Source organism: Blautia sp. HCP3S3_D9 (assembly GCF_052063845.1).
GTDB lineage: Bacteria > Bacillota > Clostridia > Lachnospirales > Lachnospiraceae > Blautia_A.
The window spans coordinates 35250-53998 of the sequence record NZ_JBQHWS010000005.1 but is presented as its reverse complement, the minus strand read 5'-3'; the positions used below and the strand labels follow the sequence as shown (position 1 = coordinate 53998).

Below are 18749 nucleotides of genomic sequence, written 5' to 3'. Positions count from 1 at the left end.
TATCTATAAAGTGAAAAGCTGCATTATAATAATGAAAAAGTACTGGGTTGGCAAAATGACAAAGGAGAGCAAAATGAAACTGGCAGTATTTTTCCCGGGTATCGGGTATCATTGTGACAAGCCGCTTTTATATTATTCACGAAAGATGGTGCAGGAATGTGGCTATGAAGAAACAATTGCATTAAGCTATACTTATGATGGCGGAAACATCCGGGGAAATGAAGAAAAAATGCAGCAGGCATTCGAAAGCCTTTATGAACAGGCAGAGAAAAGTCTTTCTGCCATTGACTTTGACAAATATGATGAAATATTATTTGTCGCAAAAAGCGTAGGCACGATCATAGCATCCGCATATGCAGAGAAACACAGCATCAGATGCCGGCAGATACTATACACACCATTGAAATACACCTACAATTTTGCTCACAGAGAAGCCATTGCCTTTATCGGAACTTCAGATCCATGGAGTATTGTTTCTGAAGTACAGGCTTTTTCTCAAAAACAGCAGGTGCCAATGTATACTTATGAAAATGCAAACCATTCACTGGAAACAACAGATACACTGGAAAACCTGAAAATTCTCCAGGATGTTATGGGGAAAACCAAGGGATTTTTGGAGCGGAAATAAGAAAAAGCATATAATCATATTGAGTAGATATGGGTGAAGAAGTGTCAAGAAACTATTTCTTGACACTTCTTTTTGCTTCATGTGATAATCAATGATGCAAATTATTTTGCTGTGAGTCGGAGACTGCCCAATCAGTCAATGATACTATACTGCATCATTTCATAATGTAATCTGCATCCTTCTGTAATGTCAAAGGGCAGAAGCGCCCGTGCTACGAGCTTCAGTTCTTCTTCAGGCAGATCCGTTCTGCGAAGATGTGCATAGTCACCGTCAATAGATTCTACAATATAATCACAAATTAACATAAAAATCCTCCATTTTACATTTTGCGTAACGCAATAATCATGCCTATAGAATACCACAGAGAAAACAAGTATCACAAGTCTCTTAGAGCATTTTTCAAACACACTCCAGGATCATATGGACATAAAAAGAGGGCAGTGTTATAATTTTTCCTAAAGAAAATGCATATGGGAGGTTATTAGCAATGTCTAAAGTCTAAAGCTTTCATCCGTAATGGAAAAGGAAGAAAAATTAAAGGAAATCTATGAAGGTCTGGAAGAAATAAAAGATCAGCTGACAGCACTGATCGATGAGTATGAAGAAGAGGAGACACACACAGGAAAAGCAGATGAACTGATCGAAGCCCTGGATGCCCTTGAAGATGCTTCGGAAACTATAGAGGATGTGCTGGAAAATTAATGAGGGAGAAGGCATATTTTCACCTGCCCGGGCTGTTTGAGTTTTATGAGCTGTACCGGATGTTCCTGCCTTTATTCCGGGAACACAGGGAATATTTTTACGACTGGTGTGAAATAGGCTCCATATATGGTGCTCCGGCAGACTGTATCTGGGGTGGAGGCAGGGCTGGTTTCGGAGAGAATAATCCGGAGGAGGTTCTTGAACTGATGCGGGAATATGGGATTTCTGCCCGACTGACTTTCAGCAATTCCCTGCTTCGCCAGGAGCACCTTTCAGACAGAAAATGCAATGCACTGTGCCGGTTGTTTGAGAGAAACAGAGAACCGCGAAACGGCGTGATCATTTATTCAGAGCTGCTTTTGAAATATCTTAAGGAGCAGTATCCGGGACTCTATTTTGTTTCCTCCACTACCAAGGTTCTGACGGATTTTACACAGTTTGAAGAAGAAATCCGGAGAAAAGACTTCCGTTATGTTGTGCCGGATTTCCGGCTAAATAAGGCTTTTGATAAGTTGAATACATTGTCTCAGGCTGAGAAGGACAAGGTAGAATTTCTCTGCAATGAATGCTGCTGGTTCGGCTGCAGGGACAGAAAAGTCTGCTATGAAACGGTCAGCCGCAAGAATCTGGGTGAAAACTGCCCGGAGCATTATTGCAAGGCACCAGAAGGAGAGAGGGGCTATCTTTTTTCAAAAGCTATGGAGAATCCGGGATTTATTGGAATCAATGATATCCGGGATATCTATCTGCCAACGAGATTTTCAAATTTTAAAATAGAAGGAAGAGGACTCGGAAGTGCTCTGATACTGGAATTTTTGCTCTATTACATGACCAGACCGGAATACCAGATACATGTCAGAGAAAAAATCTATCTGGACAGTATGCTGGATCTGTTTTGAGAGAATTTGAAAATGATTTTTCTTAGCAGTTAAAAAATATGAAAAATATTTAACAACAATTCAATTGTACTTTGCTGCCAATCCTGATACGATTTAATTACAAAAGCTTTTGGAATTTCAATCAGGAGAGAATTAGGATGAATATTGGAAGTGTGATAAAAAAATATAGAAAAGAATTAGGTTACACTCAGGAAGAAATAGCAAACAGGCTGGGAGTAACTACTCCGGCAGTGAATAAATGGGAAAATGGGAACTCTAATCCTGACATTGAATTACTGGCTCCTATTGCGAGATTATTGAATATTTCCCTTGATACTCTGTTGTCTTTTCACCAGAATCTGACAGACATTGAAATTACAAAACTTATTCAGAAAATGGAGAAAATGTTTTCCGAAGAAGGTTATGAAAAAACCTATCAATGGGCAGTAAATATCATAAACAAATATCCAAACTGTAATATGCTAATCTGGCAGATGGCGGTGATGCTGGATTCACGAAGGATTATTGGGGTGTGTGAAAATCCCGATAAGTATGATAAGCAAATTAATTCCTGGTACGAAATGGCACTGAATGACGAAGATGAAAAAATCCAGCACCATGCTGCCGATTCTTTGTTTGGTTTTTATTTAAGAAAAAAAGATTATGCAATAGCTGAGAAATATCTGAACTATTTTTCTGACTATGATCCTGCAAAAAGACTATACTTGGGACGATTATATATGAAACAAGGAAATACCGAAGAGGCATATGAAAAGTTGGAAAATGTAATTTTTTCAGAGTATACCACCTTAAATCTGGCTTTTGGAATAATGATAACAGAAGCTCTTGAAGAAAATGACCTTGAATATGCAAGATTTCTGGCAGAAAAAGTGTGTACATTAGCCAATATTTTTGAAATGGGAAGTTATAATGAATGTGCAGCAATGCTGAATATTGTAACTGCCGAGAAAAATGTGAAAGGCACTTTTCAGCTGGCAAAACAATTGCTGGAAAACATGGATACCATATGTGATTTTCAAAAATCCAGATTATACAAACACATGAAATTCAGGGAAGTCAAAAATCCATATACTGAAGAAATGAAAAAAGAATTGCTGGAAGGTTTCAGAAACGAGGAAGACTTTGATTATATGAGAGAGTATGAACCCTGGAAAAAATTATTAGCAGAGAAGGATAGTAACTTTGGAGTGTCTTAAATTACGATACCATTATATATCCTTGCGGATCATTTTTCCGGACATCAATGGTGTCAGGGAAGGAGCTGCGTAATCATCTTCCGTAAAAGCTTCACCGTTATTCTGCTTCTGCTTTAATTTCCGGAATACTTTATCTGCATTCTTGTCTTTCAGATAAATCGGTTAGGTACTCCCGTATTCGTTAAGTATAGTCCTCATTCGTGCCTTGAAAATGTCTTCGGCTGTTCTTTTGTCTTTTATCATTTGTAAGGATTTACGTTTGTCCTCCTTTATATACTCATTTTACCAGAATATACTTCATTTCCCCAGTCGAAATTATGAAAAGACAGGTTGACTTTTCGACAGTGTATTGTTTACTCTGAAAAAAGGAAATTATTTTTATTAAAACTGCAACTTTATCATCTAAAATCCGTCTTATTTTATGAAGGCAAAATAAAAGAAACGTGAGGTGAAAAAAGTGGAAGATACAGTAATTATCAATCTGTATTTTGACAGATCAGAAAAAGCCATACAGGCGACTGAAGAAAAATATAGCAGGTACTGTTTTAGTATTGCTTGGAATGTTCTGTATGATAAAGAAGACTCCGATGAATGTGTCAATGATACATGGCTAGCCACATGGAACTCCATACCACCCAGAAAACCGGCAATTCTGTCTGCTTTTCTTGGAAAAATAACCCGAAACCTGGCAATTGACTGTTTTCGCAGGAAAAAAGCTGCAAAACGGTCAACAGAGCACATATTAGAATTATGCAAAGAACTGGAAGAGATAGAGGATGTAACAGCATATTCTTTGAATGATGAAATCCAGAGAAAAGAGATTCTGGAAATCCTTGAAAAATTTCTAGAATCCCTGAAAAAAGGTGATTGTGACATTTTTATACGACGCTACTGGTATATGGACAGCATCAGTGAAATTTCAGCCCGGCATGGAATTTCGGAAAGCAGAATCAAATCCAGTCTCTATCGAAGCAGAAAGAAACTAGGGGAAAGGGTGAAACATTTATATGGAAAAAGGATTTAAGACATTAGAACTGATTGGTGATCTGGATGATAAATATATTTACGAAGCTTCCAGACCATGGAAAAAACAGCATCGTTTTTTCCATATACAAAGGAGTTGGAAAACAGCAGTCGCCGGGATCATATTGCTTATTATGGTGGGATGCACATTAAGATATCAGGAAGATGTAAAAGCAGCATTACAGAGAGTAACTTCATGGATCGGACAGGCATTGGGAATTAAGAACGGTGATACCGATTCTTATACAAATGTTGTAGGAAAAAGCATTTCAAGAGATGGAATCACCATAACATTAAATGAGATTGTGATGGACAGCAAAAATTTATGGATTGCGTATTCCGACAGCGAAGATTTAGACGCAGATATGAAGGATGCGGTGGAAGACAAACTTTTATATACAGAAGTATGCATTAACGGTCAGGAAATTCAGCAGGGCTTAGGCCAAAGAACAGTTAATGCTTTCTCAGAAAATCCAATAACAGTGGAAGATTTTACAATCGGAGAAGAAGTCAACACTGAGGGAACTGTAAACATAGAGTTTAAAGTATGGCCAATCGCAATGGCTGATGCTGAAACCTGGGAAAACATTCAGAAAATACAGGCCAATACAGAACCTTATACATTCAAACTTGCAACATCAAAAGAAGAACTGGAAAAAAACACTGTAGATTTGAACCTGGATCAGAACATTAAATTTGATTCCAACATTCTGAATCTCACAGAATTCAGATGGAATCCATTCGAAAGTACAATTTACGGAACATATCATGGAACAGTGTATATTGACAGTGACTATTATCTGATCGGAACAGACGATCAGGGAAACAAAATCTGCTATCAGGAAACCGGAAGAAATGGTGAGGAAACTGTATTCCAACAAACCATAGACCCTGAATTCACCGGCTACAAAGAAATCTCCCCGGAAGCAAAATCAATCACATTACAATTATATGAAGTAAAAAATGATACAGCCCATCAGGTATTCGAAGAAAAAACTGATAAAGATTCCTCAGATGATGTCTACGAAGAATTTGCAGGCTACGTATATGACGATGGTGAAAACCCCACAGACGCCGGAGTACCAATAGGAGATAGATTTACACTACAGATAAGATAGGAATGCAGATAGTTACAAAATAAAAAATATATGATGTTCAAAATCATGTGTAATTGGTATAATGGTTTATATAAAGGAGGAATGCGAAATGCCGGAAATTTCATTATTTTACGGAATACGAATTACAATGTATTATGAAGACCATAATCCACCATATTTTCATGCTGAGTATAATGGGAATAAAGCAGTGATTGATATAGACAAAGCAAGAGTAATAAAAGGAGCATTACCCTCCAGACAACTGAAACTGATTCTTGCATGGTGTGTAATTCATCAGGACGAATTGATGCAGAACTGGGAGCTTTCTAAAGATGGTCTTCCACTTAATAGAATTAACCCATTAGTATAATTGAGGAGGCATCTAGTATGTTATATGATATTGTTCAGGTAATTCCATATGAAGATTATACAGTATATGTATATTTTGAAGATGGAAAAATAGTATGTTACGATGCGAAGCCATTGTTAGATAAAAAAGCATTCGCTCCATTAAAAAATATAGATTTTTTTATGAATGCATGCACTATTTTAAATGATACTCTGGCATGGGATGTATCCGGGGACAGGGATTGCAGTAAATGTCTGGATATTGATCCGGATATGCTGTACAGTTTGGAAAATGTTGAAGAAAAAATAGCATAATCCTTATACTGTTTATATAAAAAAATGAAACAAAGTTAAGCCATTATATTCATGGTATGAGCGGACAAAATCATTCGCATTCACTTAAAACATGAATGTAGTGGCTTATAGTAATTATTCGAGGTAACCTCCAAATGAAAAACAAAATCCTGGTAATCGAAGATGCAGACCTTGCAGTCGTCGATATTATGCTTCCCGGCAAAGACGGCTTTGCTTTGATGGAAGATTTCCGCGCAAAGAATCTCCCGGTAATTTATCTCACTGCAAAAGATGACGTAGCATCCAAGGTAAAAGGCCTGAAACTCGGCGCAGAAGACTACATGGTAAAACCATTCGAAATGCTGGAACTTCTTGTACGAATTGAAAAAATTCTCGAAAGAACCGGTCGTGCAAAGAGAATTCTCACGATCAAAAACATTCAGGCAGACCTCCAGAGCCATCAGATTCTGAAAGATGGAATCCCCGTAAATTTGAAACCACTGGAATATGACCTCTTTATCCTGCTCTTACAAAGCAAAAACATCGCACTTGGAAGAGAAGAATTATTAAAGCGCGTCTGGGGTGAAGAATATCTGGGAGAGAGCAGAACTGTAGACGTGCACATCGGTCAGCTCCGCAAGAAACTGGAACTATATAATGAAATAAAAACAATTCCAAAACTGGGCTATCGACTGGAGGATTAACTGCTATGAAGTTGTGGAAACGGACAGCAGCAAATATGAGCAGATGTCTGAAACAGGAAAAAAATCCTATCTGGAATTCCAGTTTCTGAGATGCTGCGGTGAGGAAATGATACTCATTAATTCCGAAAGTAAGGAAGCCGTAGTAAACCGCACAAATTATAATATTGTCAGCATAGATAACCTTGATCTAAGCAACAAAACTGATCCCTATGAATACAAAATCCAGAAACTGAATCACAAATACTTATTTTTACAGCAGGGGTTGCTTACAAACCCAGAGGGTTACGAAATACTTTCGGTTCGTGATGTTACCTCTATGTTTACGGAACTGAGACAGACGGCGGTCTGGTTTCTGGGAATCTATCTGGCAGTATTTTGCATTGCAGGCTTGTTTATTTATTTGATGATGAGACGAACCGTACAGCAAATGGAAAGATTGCAGGAAGTAGCCGGAAAACAGGAAATGCTCATGGGAGCACTTGCCCATGAGATGAAAACACCACTTACTTCTATTATCGGATATTCAGACACCCTGCGTCATGTAAAATTAAACGATGAACAAAAAGACCGCTCCCTGGAACATATAAGCCGCGAGGGAAAAAGACTTGAAAAACTTTCCGGAAAAATGCTCCAGATGCTGGGACTCCATCAGAATGATTCAATAAAAATGGAGTTACACACGATAGGAGAACTGCTAGAACATGTAGTTCAGCTGGAGGCAGAACCAGCAGCGCAGAGACAGATACAATTACAGACAGAGTACGAAGATTTTTTCCTGAAAATGGATGATGAATTAATGGAAAGTCTTCTTGTAAATCTGATAGATAACGCTTTCCGTGCTACAGAAGCAGGAGGTCATATTACCATAAGTTTTACCCGTTATCCATCCATTGATGCACAGACAGTTGAGATGACGATAACAAAAGTTCAGCTTGGATATATGCGTGTGCGGAAGGGCAGCAGCAGTACAGAGGGAAGCCTGATACCGGTATGGGATTTCTACGGAAACTGGAATTCCCAGGAACCGGGTTACGCGGATGGCAGTAATGAAATGGTTATAGACAGCGTTACTATGGATCGCATCGGGGTACCACTTCTCACAATTGATGCACGAGATGGCAGTGTCGTACAAAGAGTACAGAATGGACCATCATCAGGTACATTTCCTGGTGGTGTTGGAGAGTGCGAATAAAATGAATAAATAAGAAATGACATCTCCTTATGGCATGAGATAAAAAATATCGCCACATTGCCTTATAATGGGACAATGTGGCGTACACTTTATCAGTTAGTTGCTTATAGCAATTCCATAGAATGATTAGAATATAGAATATTTTCTGGTTTTGCTATAATTTTGTTTATATTTTCAAAAATCCTGTTCATGTACAACCCAAACAGGTCAAAAGTATAATAAGGGAAACCACTGAAATCAGGTTTCCGTAATGGACATTTCTGTGATGGCAGAAATGTCTTTTACATATAACGGCAGATTTTAAAGTAGTTAGCGTAAAAGTTCATAACGTAATGAATGTAGGATACAAATTTTTTCATTTGGTTTTCCTCCTTTTCTTTATCTTACAGGCACATTATAGTATAGGAAAGAGAAGATTACCTGCCAAATGAAAGGAAAAAGTAGACAAAACTTGCAGGAGATTAAATAGTATGTTTCCGGTATATGAAGAAAAAAAGGAAAATCTGCATTTGAGGTTAATGGCATCCGGACATGCTTCTCCTCATCTGCACAATTCAATTGAGTTTATTTATGTGACAGAAGGTACGCTGGAACTGGGAATGGGTCAGGAATTATTTCATATGGAGACAGGGGATTTTGCAGTTATATTTCCAGATGTGATTCATCATTACCAGGTCTTTTCAGGCGGAGTGAATAAGGCATGCTATCTTTGGGCGCAGCCGTCCCTTGGAGAACAGTTTGCTGCTACAATGCAGAACTTTTGTCCGGTGAATCCAGTGATAAAGAAGGAAGAAGTATCGCCGGACATTGTAAATGCGATCCACTGTCTGAGGGAAAACAAGAAACAGAAAAAGAGAAATGCAGTCGTTGAACAGGCGTATGTACAGATTTTACTGGCTAGAAGTATCCCCTGTTTTACTTTGACAGAGAAAAAGAATGTGGAGAGCAATGATATCATTTATCAGACGGTATCTTACATTGCCAAACATTATAAGGAAGAGATTTCTCTGGAAACAATAGCCAGAGATCTGGGAATCAGCAAATACGCACTGTCCAGAGTATTTTCGGGAACTTTTCACCGTAATTTTAAGCAGTATTTGAATGAGCAAAGATTAAACTATGTCTGTGTGCATCTGGAATGTACGGATAAAAGCATTACAGATATTTGTCTGGATGCAGGATTTGAAAGTCAGAGAACCTTTAACAGGGTTTTTCTTGAAAGATATAAAGTAACTCCGAGAGAGTACAGGAATCTTTACAGGGAACAATATAGAGTTCAGTCTCAGAATAGTAATAAGTAATATGTGAAATATAAAAGTAAAACACAGGGGATAAAATATCCGATTGCCCCATATCAGAGAAATATAGGCAATGTGCACAATATTCATGATGCAAAATTGTATATATTTATTGTTGCGCAGATTTTGCGTAAAGAGTAAGTTAAAAACTCTTTAATTTTGTGCATATTTTGTCTCATTCGGTTTATATAGTTTCGATTTCTTTTATTTTATAATAATCACCGAACAAAGGCGAAAACCGCCTGAACGGAGAAATCGGTATAAACTATGAGAGGAAGTAGAAAATGGAAGAAAAAAAGTACTTAAAATGGTATAACAAAGTCGGATATGGCTCGGGTGATGTGGCAGGTAATGTTGTGTACGCGTTCTTATCCTCCTTTGTCATGCTGTATCTGACCAACACGGTTGGATTGAATGCAGGTATCGTCGGAACCCTGATTGCATTGTCAAAGTTATTTGACGGTGTAACAGATATCTTCTTTGGTTCCATGATTGATAAGACTCACACAAGAATGGGAAAAGCAAAACCATGGATGCTTTACGGCTATATCGGATGCGCGGTAACCCTGATCGGTATCTTTGCAATCCCGGAAAGTCTTGGAAAAACAGCACAGTATGCATGGTTCTTTATTGCATATTCCTTACTGAACGCAGTTTTCTATACAGCAAACAACATCGCATATTCAGCGCTGACAGCACTGATCACAAAGAACAGCAAAGAACGTGTGGAAATGGGATCTTACCGTTTCATCTTTGCATTCTCTACCAGTCTTCTGATCCAGTCTGTTACAATTAAATTTGTAGAGATCATGGGTGGCGGAGCAGCAGGATGGAGAACTGTAGCCATCATTTACGCGATCATCGGTCTGGTCGTTAATACAATTTCCGCATTATCTGTTAAAGAACTTCCGGAAGAAGAATTAAATGACGGTGTGGATAATTCCGCAGATGAGAAATACTCTCTTGTTGAAGCAGCAAAACTGCTGTTTGCAAATAAATATTACATTATGATCTGTGTTACTTATATTCTTCAGCAGATTTACTCAGCTATGCTGAATATGGGTATTTACTATATGATGTATGTTCTGTTAAATGAAGACTTATTCCCTGTATTCTCATGGGCGATCAACATTCCACTGATCATTGCTCTTCTGATCACACCATCACTGGTGGCAAAATGGCAGGGATTATATAAGTTAAATGTTACCGGCTATGCGATCGGAACTATTGGAAGAGGACTTGTAATCGTTGCCGCATATATGCACAGTGTTCCGCTTATGCTGGCGTTTACAGCAGTTGCAGCTTTTGGTATGGGACCATGGCAGGGAGACATGAATGCGGTAATTGCCAATTGTTCTGAATATACATACCTTACAAAAGGCAAACGTGTAGATGGAACGATGTATTCCTGCACATCTCTTGGCATCAAGCTTGGAGGCGGACTTGGAACAGCTATCACAGGATGGCTTCTGGCATTCAGTAAATTTGATCAGAATCTGACAACACAGCCAGCTTCCTGTATTAGCATGCTTCATATTATGTATCTCTGGGTACCGTTTGCTATCTGCATCATTATCACATTTATCATGTCAAGAATGAATGTAGAGAAAGCAAACAAAGAGCTGGTATCCGGAAGAAGATTAAACGGATAATAAATAAAAATTATATAAAGACTAAAAAGATAATTCCCCTCCGTTTTGATAAAAACAGAGGGGAATTATTAAATAGAGATAAATGGGAATTTTGTACTATAACAATGCCGGAAAATATTGTTATAAGAAAGTAATATATGGGGTGAGCAAATGTCAAACAGGAGAAGAGAAGCCAAATTTAAATATTGCCAGATCCCGGACGGAGAGGATCTGCTGGCAGTGCTGGGAAGTGCAGGAATCAAAACATATGGTCTGGATGAGGTGAGAAGAACCGTTCTGCCAAATCATTTTCATAATTTACTGGAGATTGGAATTTGCAGAAGGGGCAGAGGAACGATAGTATTTAATAATGACAGAAGATTTTATACAGAGAATTCAGTGATCATTATTCCTGCAAATTTTCCTCATAATATTATTAATGCGGAGGGAGAGAAAAGCTTCTGGGAATTCATTTATGTTGATACCATGGAATTTTTATTAAGTGCAAAATTCAGAAAAAGAGATGCTCAGCGTTTCCGAAACCGGATTGAAAGCGGCCCGATCAAAAGGCAGAAGGAAGAAGTACCGCTGCTTGTGCGTGAACTTGACTGCCTTATGGATCAGATCAGAATACAGGATTATGGGTACAGAAATTGTGTAAAAGGACTTCTATTTACGGTGCTTATGGAAATTGTGAAAATTAACTCGGATGAATTTGTAAATGAGAAGCGCCAGGACACAATGGAATATGTAAATGATGATAAGTCCGGAAAGCTACAGCTTGCACTTTCATTTGTAGAGGAACATTTTGCGGAAGACATCAAGATATCTGATATTGCGGAAGCAACATTCATCAGTGAAAGCTATCTTAGAAGGTTATTTTCCGAAAAATATAATATGACTCCCGTTCAGTATGTAAATTATATCCGGATACAGGAAGCCTGTAAGCTGTTAAAAAATAAAAAATTTAATATCAGTGAAGCGGCACAAAAAGTAGGATTCAATAATATGTCTACATTTATAACAAATTTCAGAAAAGTAAAAAACCAGACACCCGGACAGTGGATAAAAAATATGCATAAAAGCATAGAAGAAAATACATATAAACAGTAAATCGGAGAAAAAAGCAAAAGATGTGAGCAAAAACTGAAAATAGATTTGCACAAGAGAATGAAATATTTACTTATTGTAGCGAAAACAATAACTTTTTGAACAAGAAATTAGGTATAATTTATACAAGTTGAATCGGTTTAACAGAGAAAATTGTACATAATAACCAAAAAATAATGCGCAAAATATAGGAGGAATGAGAGTGAAGAAGCGAACAAAAATGATTGCTCTTTTTATGGCGACTATCGTAGGCAGCAGTCTTTTAGCTGGATGTGGAGCAGGAACGGATACAAAATCATCAAAATCAGACAGTTCTTCTGATACAGAGAAATCAGACAGTGCGGAGAAGACATCTTCAGATGGTGATGACCAGACTCTAACTGTATGGGCATGGGACCAGTCATTTAATATTTACGCAATGAAAGAGGCAGAGAAGATCTATCAGAAAGATCATCCGGATTTCAAGCTTAATATTGTAGAAACTCCATGGGATGACATGCAGACTCAGCTGGGAACAATTGTTGGCTCAGGAAATTATTCTCAGCTTCCTGATATCTGTCTGATGCAGGATTTCGCATTCCAGAAATATGTAACTACTTATCCGGATCTGTATCAGGATATTACAGATTCAGGAATTGATCTTTCACAGTTTGCCGAGAGTAAACTGGCAGCATCAACAATTGATGGAAAGAATTATGGTGTTCCATTTGATAATGGTGCTGAGGTTGCATGTTACAGAACAGATATTCTTGACCAGGCAGGTTATACACTGGATGATCTGACGGATATCGACTGGAACAAATTTATTGAAATCGGATCTGATGTTTATGAAAAAACAGGTTACTCCTTACTTTCTGTTCAGGCAGGAAGCTCAGACCTGATCTATCAGATGATGCAGTCAGCAGGATTTGGAACATGGAAGGACGACGGTACTCCTGATATTGCCGGAAACGAACATATTAAACAGTGCATTGAGATTTATCAGGAAATGGTCGAAGCTCATGTCCTTGCAGTTGTAAACAGCTGGGATGAATATGTAGCAACCTTTACTAGTGGAAAAACAGCAGGTGTTATCAATGGATGCTGGATTCTTGCATCTATCCAGACAGCAGAAGACCAGTCCGGAAACTGGGGACTGACAGATATGCCGGCAATTCCGGATGCAGAAACCGCTACCAACTATTCAAACCAGGGTGGCTCCACATGGGCAATCACTACAAACTGCAAGAATACAGAACTTGCAGAAGATTTCCTTGCAAAAACATTTGCAGGAAGTGTAGAACTGTATGACACCATTCTTCCAAGCTCCGGAGCACTTGCTACATGGCTCCCGGCAAGTGAGAGTGAAGTTTACAGTGAGCCGCAGGAATTCTTCGGCGGACAGGCAATTTACAAACAGATTTCCGACTTTGCTTCCAAGACACCAACTGTAGATCTGGGCGTATATTACACTGAGGCAAATCAGGCACTTGCTACAGCAGTGGCAAATGTATCCGGCGGATCAGACATTGATTCTGAACTGAAGACAGCACAGGATACAGTAGAATTTAATATGGGACAGTAATTCAGACAGAGAGATGCTCCTGTATAAAAAGTGCATGAGCATCTCTTTCCATATCATCTTTCCCATAACAATTTTTCTGATCATATAAGTGTGAAAGAATATCGTAATGAAAGCTGGTGTAAATCTATGAATAAAAAGAAAGGTCTCAGTATGAGACAGAAACAGAATGCAACCGGATGGTTATTCCTGGTTCCTGCGATCATACTGATCTGTGGATTCAGTATCTATCCGATGATCAGTGCCCTGATCACTTCTTTCAAAACAGGAACCGGTACAAATATGACATTTACCGGACTTACAAACTACATAAGATGTTTCAAAGATGATGTATTTATTCAGTCTCTGAAGAACTGCTTTTTCTATCTGATCATTCAGGTTCCGGTCATGCTGATCCTGGCATTGGCTCTGGCATCTATTCTGAATAATCCAAAGATCAAAGCAAGAGGGTTCTTCAGAACAGCGATTTTCCTCCCATGTGCAACTTCTCTGGTTGCCTATGCGATCATTTTCCGTTCTTTATTTGCAACAGACGGATTTATTAACACCATTGCTGTAAAACTTGGAATTCTTGACAGCGCATATAATTTCCTGGCAAACCCATTAAGTGCAAAGATCGTTATCATTATTGCGCTGGTATGGAGATGGACAGGATATAATATGGTATTCTATCTGGCAGGACTTCAGAATATTGAATATTCTGTTTATGAAGCAGCCAAGATTGACGGCGCTTCTGCAATCCAGACTTTCTTTAAGATCACAGTACCTTTACTGAAACCTACAATCCTGATGACTGCCATCATGTCCACAAATGGTACATTGCAGTTATTCGATGAATCTATGAACCTGACACACGGCGGTCCTGGAAATGCTTCCATTACCATGTCTCATTATATTTATAATATGTCATTCAAGGGCGTACCGAATTTCGGATACACTTCAGCAATGTCATTTATTATCCTGATCATGGTGGCAATCCTGGCACTTGTACAGATGAAAGTAGGTGATGATCGTGAATAATAAAGTAAAAATGACTCTTATGTATATTTTCCTCGGAATCTGTACAGTAATTTCTGTATTCCCGTTATTATGGATGATCATTGCAGCAACAAACAAGAGCGTGGATGTTATCGCAGGTAAGCTTACTTTCGGTTCTTACCTGATGGAGAACTACAGAAATCTGATCAGTCAGCAGCCATTGTGGGGAAACTTCCTCAATTCCTGTAAATATACGATTCTTGTAACTGCTTTCTCCCTGATTGTAAGCTCTCTGGCAGGTTATGCTTTTGAGATTTACCGTGACAAGGCAAAAGAGAAAATGTATGCCATCGTATTGATGTCCATGATGATTCCGTTTGTTGCACTGATGGTACCGTTATTCAGAATGTATTCCCGTCTGGGACTCTTAAATACAGCAGTAGGCTTTATGCTTCCGTCTCTGGCAACACCGCTTCTGATCATGATGTTCAGAACTAATGCCAAAGCATTTCCGGTAGACATTATCGAAGCTGCACGTATTGACGGTCTTAGCGAATTTGGAATTTTCTTCCGCATGTATATCCCATCCATGAAATCCATTTTTGCGGCAGCTGGTGTGGTTACATTTATGAATGCATGGAATAACTACTTATGGGCGAAGGTAATCATGTCTGATAATACAACTCAGACAATGCCTATGCTGATCTCCAACCTGACATCAGGATATGTGACTGACTACGGTATGGTTATGCTGTCAGTTCTTATCACGACAATTCCGACAGCGATCGTATTCTTCTTACTGCAGAAGAACTTCGTAGAAGGTATTACAGGATCAGTAAAATAAGACAGACGAGAGGATGCACATACATGGATAATAAAGTAAATATCAGCCAGGTGGCCAAGGATGTAGGTGTATCAGTTTCGACAGTTTCGAGAGCTTTGTCCGGCAAAGGGCGGATCTCAGAATCTACAAGAGAGAAAATCAACAGCTATCTTTCAGAAAAGCAGCTAATTCCTAACACAAGGGAAAAACGTTATACAGACATTGTTACGAAGATGATATCTGTGGTGTTACCCGGAGAAGAAAACTTTGCCTCTATGCCATATTTTTTAAACATTTTGCTGAGTGTATATGATTATTTTTCCATCCGTGGCTACCAGGTAAATCTGATCAAGGTGACACCAACAGATATTTCCAATCTGACACATGCGGTGGAAGAACATGTCATGGATGGCGTGATCCTTACACGTATGGTGGAAAACAACGACGAGATTGTTTATCTGAAGCAGGCCGGTGTTCCATTTGTAGTAATCGGGCCTTATGATGATCCATCTGTACTTCAGGTGGATACAGATAATGAAGCTGCATGCTGTGATATTACGAATGTACTGCTTCAGAAAGGTCTGGACAAAATGGCAGTTATGTGTGCGAAACAGGAACATTACATTAACAGAAAGAGATTTCAGGGAATATTGAAAGCCTACATGGAAAGTTACATGTTGCTTGACCGCAGATATGTTTTTTATGATACAGAATTCGAGAATATAGCGGAAATGGCGATAGAGAAGGTGCTGGCATCTGATGTAAACTGTATTCTGTGTATGGATGACAATATCTGTTTGGTGATCTTAAGAATTCTGCGCAAAAAGGGAATTCCGGTTCCTGAAAGAATAAAAGTGGCTTCTCTTCATAACAGTAATCTGCTGGATGAATGGTATCCACCTGTCAGCTGTGTTCACTTTGATGTGGATGAGCTTGGAAAAGAGGCAAGCAGGATTTTGTATGTATATCTTACAGAAAATAAGAGACTGCCGAAATCTATATTAGGCTATGAACTGCAAATGAAGGCTTCTACAAATTAGCCGGTAAAAATATAAACCGGATGTAAAAAAAGGCTTATTTGCCGGATAGAAAAAACGATGTCAGATCCCAAGAGGTGTTCATGATCTGACATCGTTTTTCCATATAAGTATATTTATGTTAAGGAGGTTTTTATGGAGTTTAAAACAGACATGCTGCTTCATGGCGGCGACTATAATCCGGAACAGTGGTTAAAGAGACCTGATATTCTTGAAAAAGATATAGAAATGCTTTCAGAATCAGGATGCAATGTGGTAAGCCTTGGGATTTTTTCCTGGGCAACACTGGAACCGGAAGAGGGAGTTTTTAACTTTGGATGGCTGCAGGAGATTATTGATAAGCTTTATAAAAGAGGAATTTACACAATTCTGGCAACTCCGTCAGGTGCGAGACCGAAATGGATGGCAGATAAATATCCTGAGGTTCTCCGTGTAGATGAAACACGACACAGAAATCTCTTCGGGTTCAGACATAATCACTGTTATACATCTCCTGTATACAGAGAAAAAGTACATATCATAAACAAAAAGCTGGCAGAAGAAGTGGCCGTACATCCGGGCGTAATTTTATGGCATATTTCTAATGAATACGGCGGAGAGTGCCATTGCCCGCTCTGCCAGGATGCATTCCGCAAATGGCTGAAAGAAAAATACCAGACGATCGAAAATCTGAATGATCAGTGGTGCACTACATTCTGGAGCCATAACTATAACAGCTTTGATCAGATTGAGAGTCCGTCAAGGATCGGAGAAACTCAGCTTCATGCATTAAATCTGGACTGGAAACGATTTGTTACCCATCAGACTGCGGATTTCCTCCATCATGAAATTCAGGCAGTGAGGGATGGTGGAAGCAATCTTCCTACAACAGCAAATCTCATGTATCATTATAAAGGGCTGGACTATTTTAAGATTGCAAAAGAAATTGATGTCGTTTCCTGGGATACTTACCCTACATGGCATAAAGAAGATGCGATCGACACAGCTGATGATAATGGATTGTATCATGATCTGATGCGGTCTCTGAAGGGAAAACCATTTATCCAGATGGAATCCTGCCCGGCAGCTACTAACTGGCAGGGTGTAAGTAAACTGAAGAAGCCGGGAGTTCTCTTTGCACAGTCTATGGAAGCAATCGCACATGGAAGTGAGGGGGCGCTTTATTTCCAGATCCGTCAGAGCCGTGGAGCTTCTGAGAAGTTCCATGGAGCAGTGATCGATCATTATGGCGGAAAAGATACAAGAGTATTTAAAGAGGTTTCTGAAACCGGAGAAGCCCTGAAAAAGATAAAAGAACTGGCCGGAACGATCGTAAACAGTAAAGCAGCGATCATCTATGACTGGGACAGCCAGTGGGCAATGGAAGACAGTCAGGGACCGAGAAACAAAGGACTTCACTATATGGAAGCGCTGAGAAAATTTTACAGAGGTTTCCGCAGACAGGGACTGAATGTAGATCTGATAGATATGACCTGTAATCTGGACAAATATAAGATACTGGCACTGCCTATGGTATATATGTTTAAAGAAGGATTTACAGAGAAAGTCCGTGCTTTTGTGGAAAATGGCGGTTATCTGATCACAAGTTACTGGTCAGGAATTGTGGATGATACAGACAGATGTTATCTGGAGGGGACTCCTCACGGACTGATGGATGTCCTGGGAATCAGAAGTACAGAGCTTGATGCTCTTTATGACTGGGAAGAAAACAGACTGGTTCCTGTACACAATAATGAACTTGGACTGAACAGAACCTATACCTGTAAATATCTGTGCGATCTGGTGGAACTTCGCGGTGCGCGTTCGCTGATGACTTATGGAGAGGACTTCTACAAAGGCTGTTCCTGCCTGACAGTCAATGAGTACGGAAAAGGAAAAGCATGGTATGTAGCTGCTGATGCTGACAGAGATTTCTATGATGATTTTATTGGAAAAGTAGTTGCTGACAGTGGTATTTCCTGTGGAATAAAAGGCGAAATCCCGGATACACTGGAAATTACAGTAAGAGAAAATGACGATGCAAAATATTATATTTATCAGAACTTCGGAACAGATGCAGTTGAGCTTCCATTGCCGGAGGGAGAGATAGAATGGGTTTACGGCAGCGGAGAAGAACGACTGAAAGTTTATGGACTTGCGGTTGCAAAGATAAAAATAGTTTAACTAAATAAACTGCGGAGCAGTTATTTGGTGTAGAGCCACGTAGTGAAGCGGATGATTTTATCCGC

At 39.1% G+C, this 18749-nt stretch carries 19 protein-coding genes; 18 read left to right on the top strand and 1 reads right to left on the bottom strand.

What is annotated here, in order from left to right; translation table 11 throughout:
* The first annotated feature begins 73 nt into the window (after positions 1–73).
* Complete coding sequence (locus ACTNES_RS02405) at positions 74–628, top strand: alpha/beta hydrolase (RefSeq protein WP_441038451.1); 555 nt, start codon at positions 74–76, stop codon at positions 626–628.
* Between the two features lie 131 nt (positions 629–759).
* On the opposite strand, the gene ACTNES_RS02400 is transcribed toward ACTNES_RS02405, so the two are convergent.
* A complete protein-coding gene (locus ACTNES_RS02400) occupies positions 760–933 on the bottom strand; it encodes a hypothetical protein (protein ID WP_062807378.1) in 174 nt (57 codons plus the stop codon).
* Between the two features lie 211 nt (positions 934–1144).
* Between ACTNES_RS02400 and ACTNES_RS02395 the strand changes: the two genes are divergently transcribed.
* From ACTNES_RS02395 to ACTNES_RS02315, 17 genes are all read left to right on the top strand, one after another.
* Positions 1145–1330, top strand: a complete 186-nt coding sequence (locus tag ACTNES_RS02395) for a hypothetical protein (RefSeq protein ID WP_441038450.1) — start codon at positions 1145–1147, stop codon at positions 1328–1330.
* Positions 1330–2229 carry a hypothetical protein gene (locus tag ACTNES_RS02390; RefSeq protein WP_441038449.1) on the top strand — a complete coding sequence of 300 codons (900 nt, stop codon included), beginning with the start codon at positions 1330–1332 and terminating at the stop codon, positions 2227–2229. The genes ACTNES_RS02395 and ACTNES_RS02390 overlap by 1 nt, the downstream gene beginning before the upstream one ends.
* Positions 2230–2366: 137 nt before the next feature.
* Positions 2367–3425 (top strand): helix-turn-helix domain-containing protein, encoded by a 1059-nt coding sequence (locus tag ACTNES_RS02385; protein ID WP_441038448.1) that lies wholly within the window; start codon positions 2367–2369, stop codon positions 3423–3425.
* 457 nt (positions 3426–3882) lie between these two features.
* On the top strand, positions 3883–4449 hold the full coding sequence (locus ACTNES_RS02380) for an RNA polymerase sigma factor (protein ID WP_441038447.1): 567 nt from the start codon (positions 3883–3885) through the stop codon (positions 4447–4449).
* Positions 4433–5566 carry a DUF4179 domain-containing protein gene (locus tag ACTNES_RS02375; protein WP_441038446.1) on the top strand — a complete coding sequence of 378 codons (1134 nt, stop codon included), beginning with the start codon at positions 4433–4435 and terminating at the stop codon, positions 5564–5566. Before ACTNES_RS02380 ends, ACTNES_RS02375 begins: the two co-directional genes overlap by 17 nt.
* 88 nt (positions 5567–5654) lie before the next feature.
* The gene (locus ACTNES_RS02370; protein WP_291808923.1) at positions 5655–5915 is read left to right on the top strand and encodes a DUF4160 domain-containing protein; all 261 of its coding nucleotides are present in this window, start codon (positions 5655–5657) and stop codon (positions 5913–5915) included.
* A gap of 17 nt (positions 5916–5932) precedes the next feature.
* A complete protein-coding gene (locus tag ACTNES_RS02365; protein ID WP_291808924.1) occupies positions 5933–6208 on the top strand; it encodes a DUF2442 domain-containing protein in 276 nt (91 codons plus the stop codon).
* Positions 6209–6342: 134 nt separating this feature from the next.
* On the top strand, positions 6343–6891 hold the full coding sequence (locus ACTNES_RS02360) for a response regulator transcription factor (protein ID WP_441038445.1): 549 nt from the start codon (positions 6343–6345) through the stop codon (positions 6889–6891).
* A gap of 43 nt (positions 6892–6934) precedes the next feature.
* On the top strand, positions 6935–8083 hold the full coding sequence (locus ACTNES_RS02355) for a DUF6034 family protein (RefSeq protein WP_441038444.1): 1149 nt from the start codon (positions 6935–6937) through the stop codon (positions 8081–8083).
* 470 nt (positions 8084–8553) lie between these two features.
* The gene (locus ACTNES_RS02350; RefSeq protein ID WP_441038443.1) at positions 8554–9384 is read left to right on the top strand and encodes a helix-turn-helix domain-containing protein; all 831 of its coding nucleotides are present in this window, start codon (positions 8554–8556) and stop codon (positions 9382–9384) included.
* Positions 9385–9665: 281 nt separating this feature from the next.
* Positions 9666–11033 carry an MFS transporter gene (locus tag ACTNES_RS02345; RefSeq protein ID WP_441038442.1) on the top strand — a complete coding sequence of 456 codons (1368 nt, stop codon included), beginning with the start codon at positions 9666–9668 and terminating at the stop codon, positions 11031–11033.
* A 150-nt stretch (positions 11034–11183) separates the two neighbouring features.
* On the top strand, positions 11184–12125 hold the full coding sequence (locus ACTNES_RS02340) for an AraC family transcriptional regulator (protein WP_291817024.1): 942 nt from the start codon (positions 11184–11186) through the stop codon (positions 12123–12125).
* Positions 12126–12324: 199 nt separating this feature from the next.
* Positions 12325–13686, top strand: coding sequence for an ABC transporter substrate-binding protein (locus ACTNES_RS02335; RefSeq protein ID WP_441038441.1), 1362 nt, complete (start codon positions 12325–12327; stop codon positions 13684–13686).
* Between the two features lie 126 nt (positions 13687–13812).
* Complete coding sequence (locus ACTNES_RS02330) at positions 13813–14703, top strand: carbohydrate ABC transporter permease (protein WP_216459197.1); 891 nt, start codon at positions 13813–13815, stop codon at positions 14701–14703.
* Complete coding sequence (locus ACTNES_RS02325) at positions 14696–15505, top strand: carbohydrate ABC transporter permease (RefSeq protein ID WP_330687408.1); 810 nt, start codon at positions 14696–14698, stop codon at positions 15503–15505. The genes ACTNES_RS02330 and ACTNES_RS02325 overlap by 8 nt, the downstream gene beginning before the upstream one ends.
* 23 nt (positions 15506–15528) lie before the next feature.
* A complete protein-coding gene (locus ACTNES_RS02320; protein WP_300335379.1) occupies positions 15529–16524 on the top strand; it encodes a LacI family DNA-binding transcriptional regulator in 996 nt (331 codons plus the stop codon).
* A gap of 132 nt (positions 16525–16656) precedes the next feature.
* Positions 16657–18684 (top strand): beta-galactosidase, encoded by a 2028-nt coding sequence (locus tag ACTNES_RS02315; protein WP_300335381.1) that lies wholly within the window; start codon positions 16657–16659, stop codon positions 18682–18684.
* Positions 18685–18749: the final 65 nt, after the last annotated feature.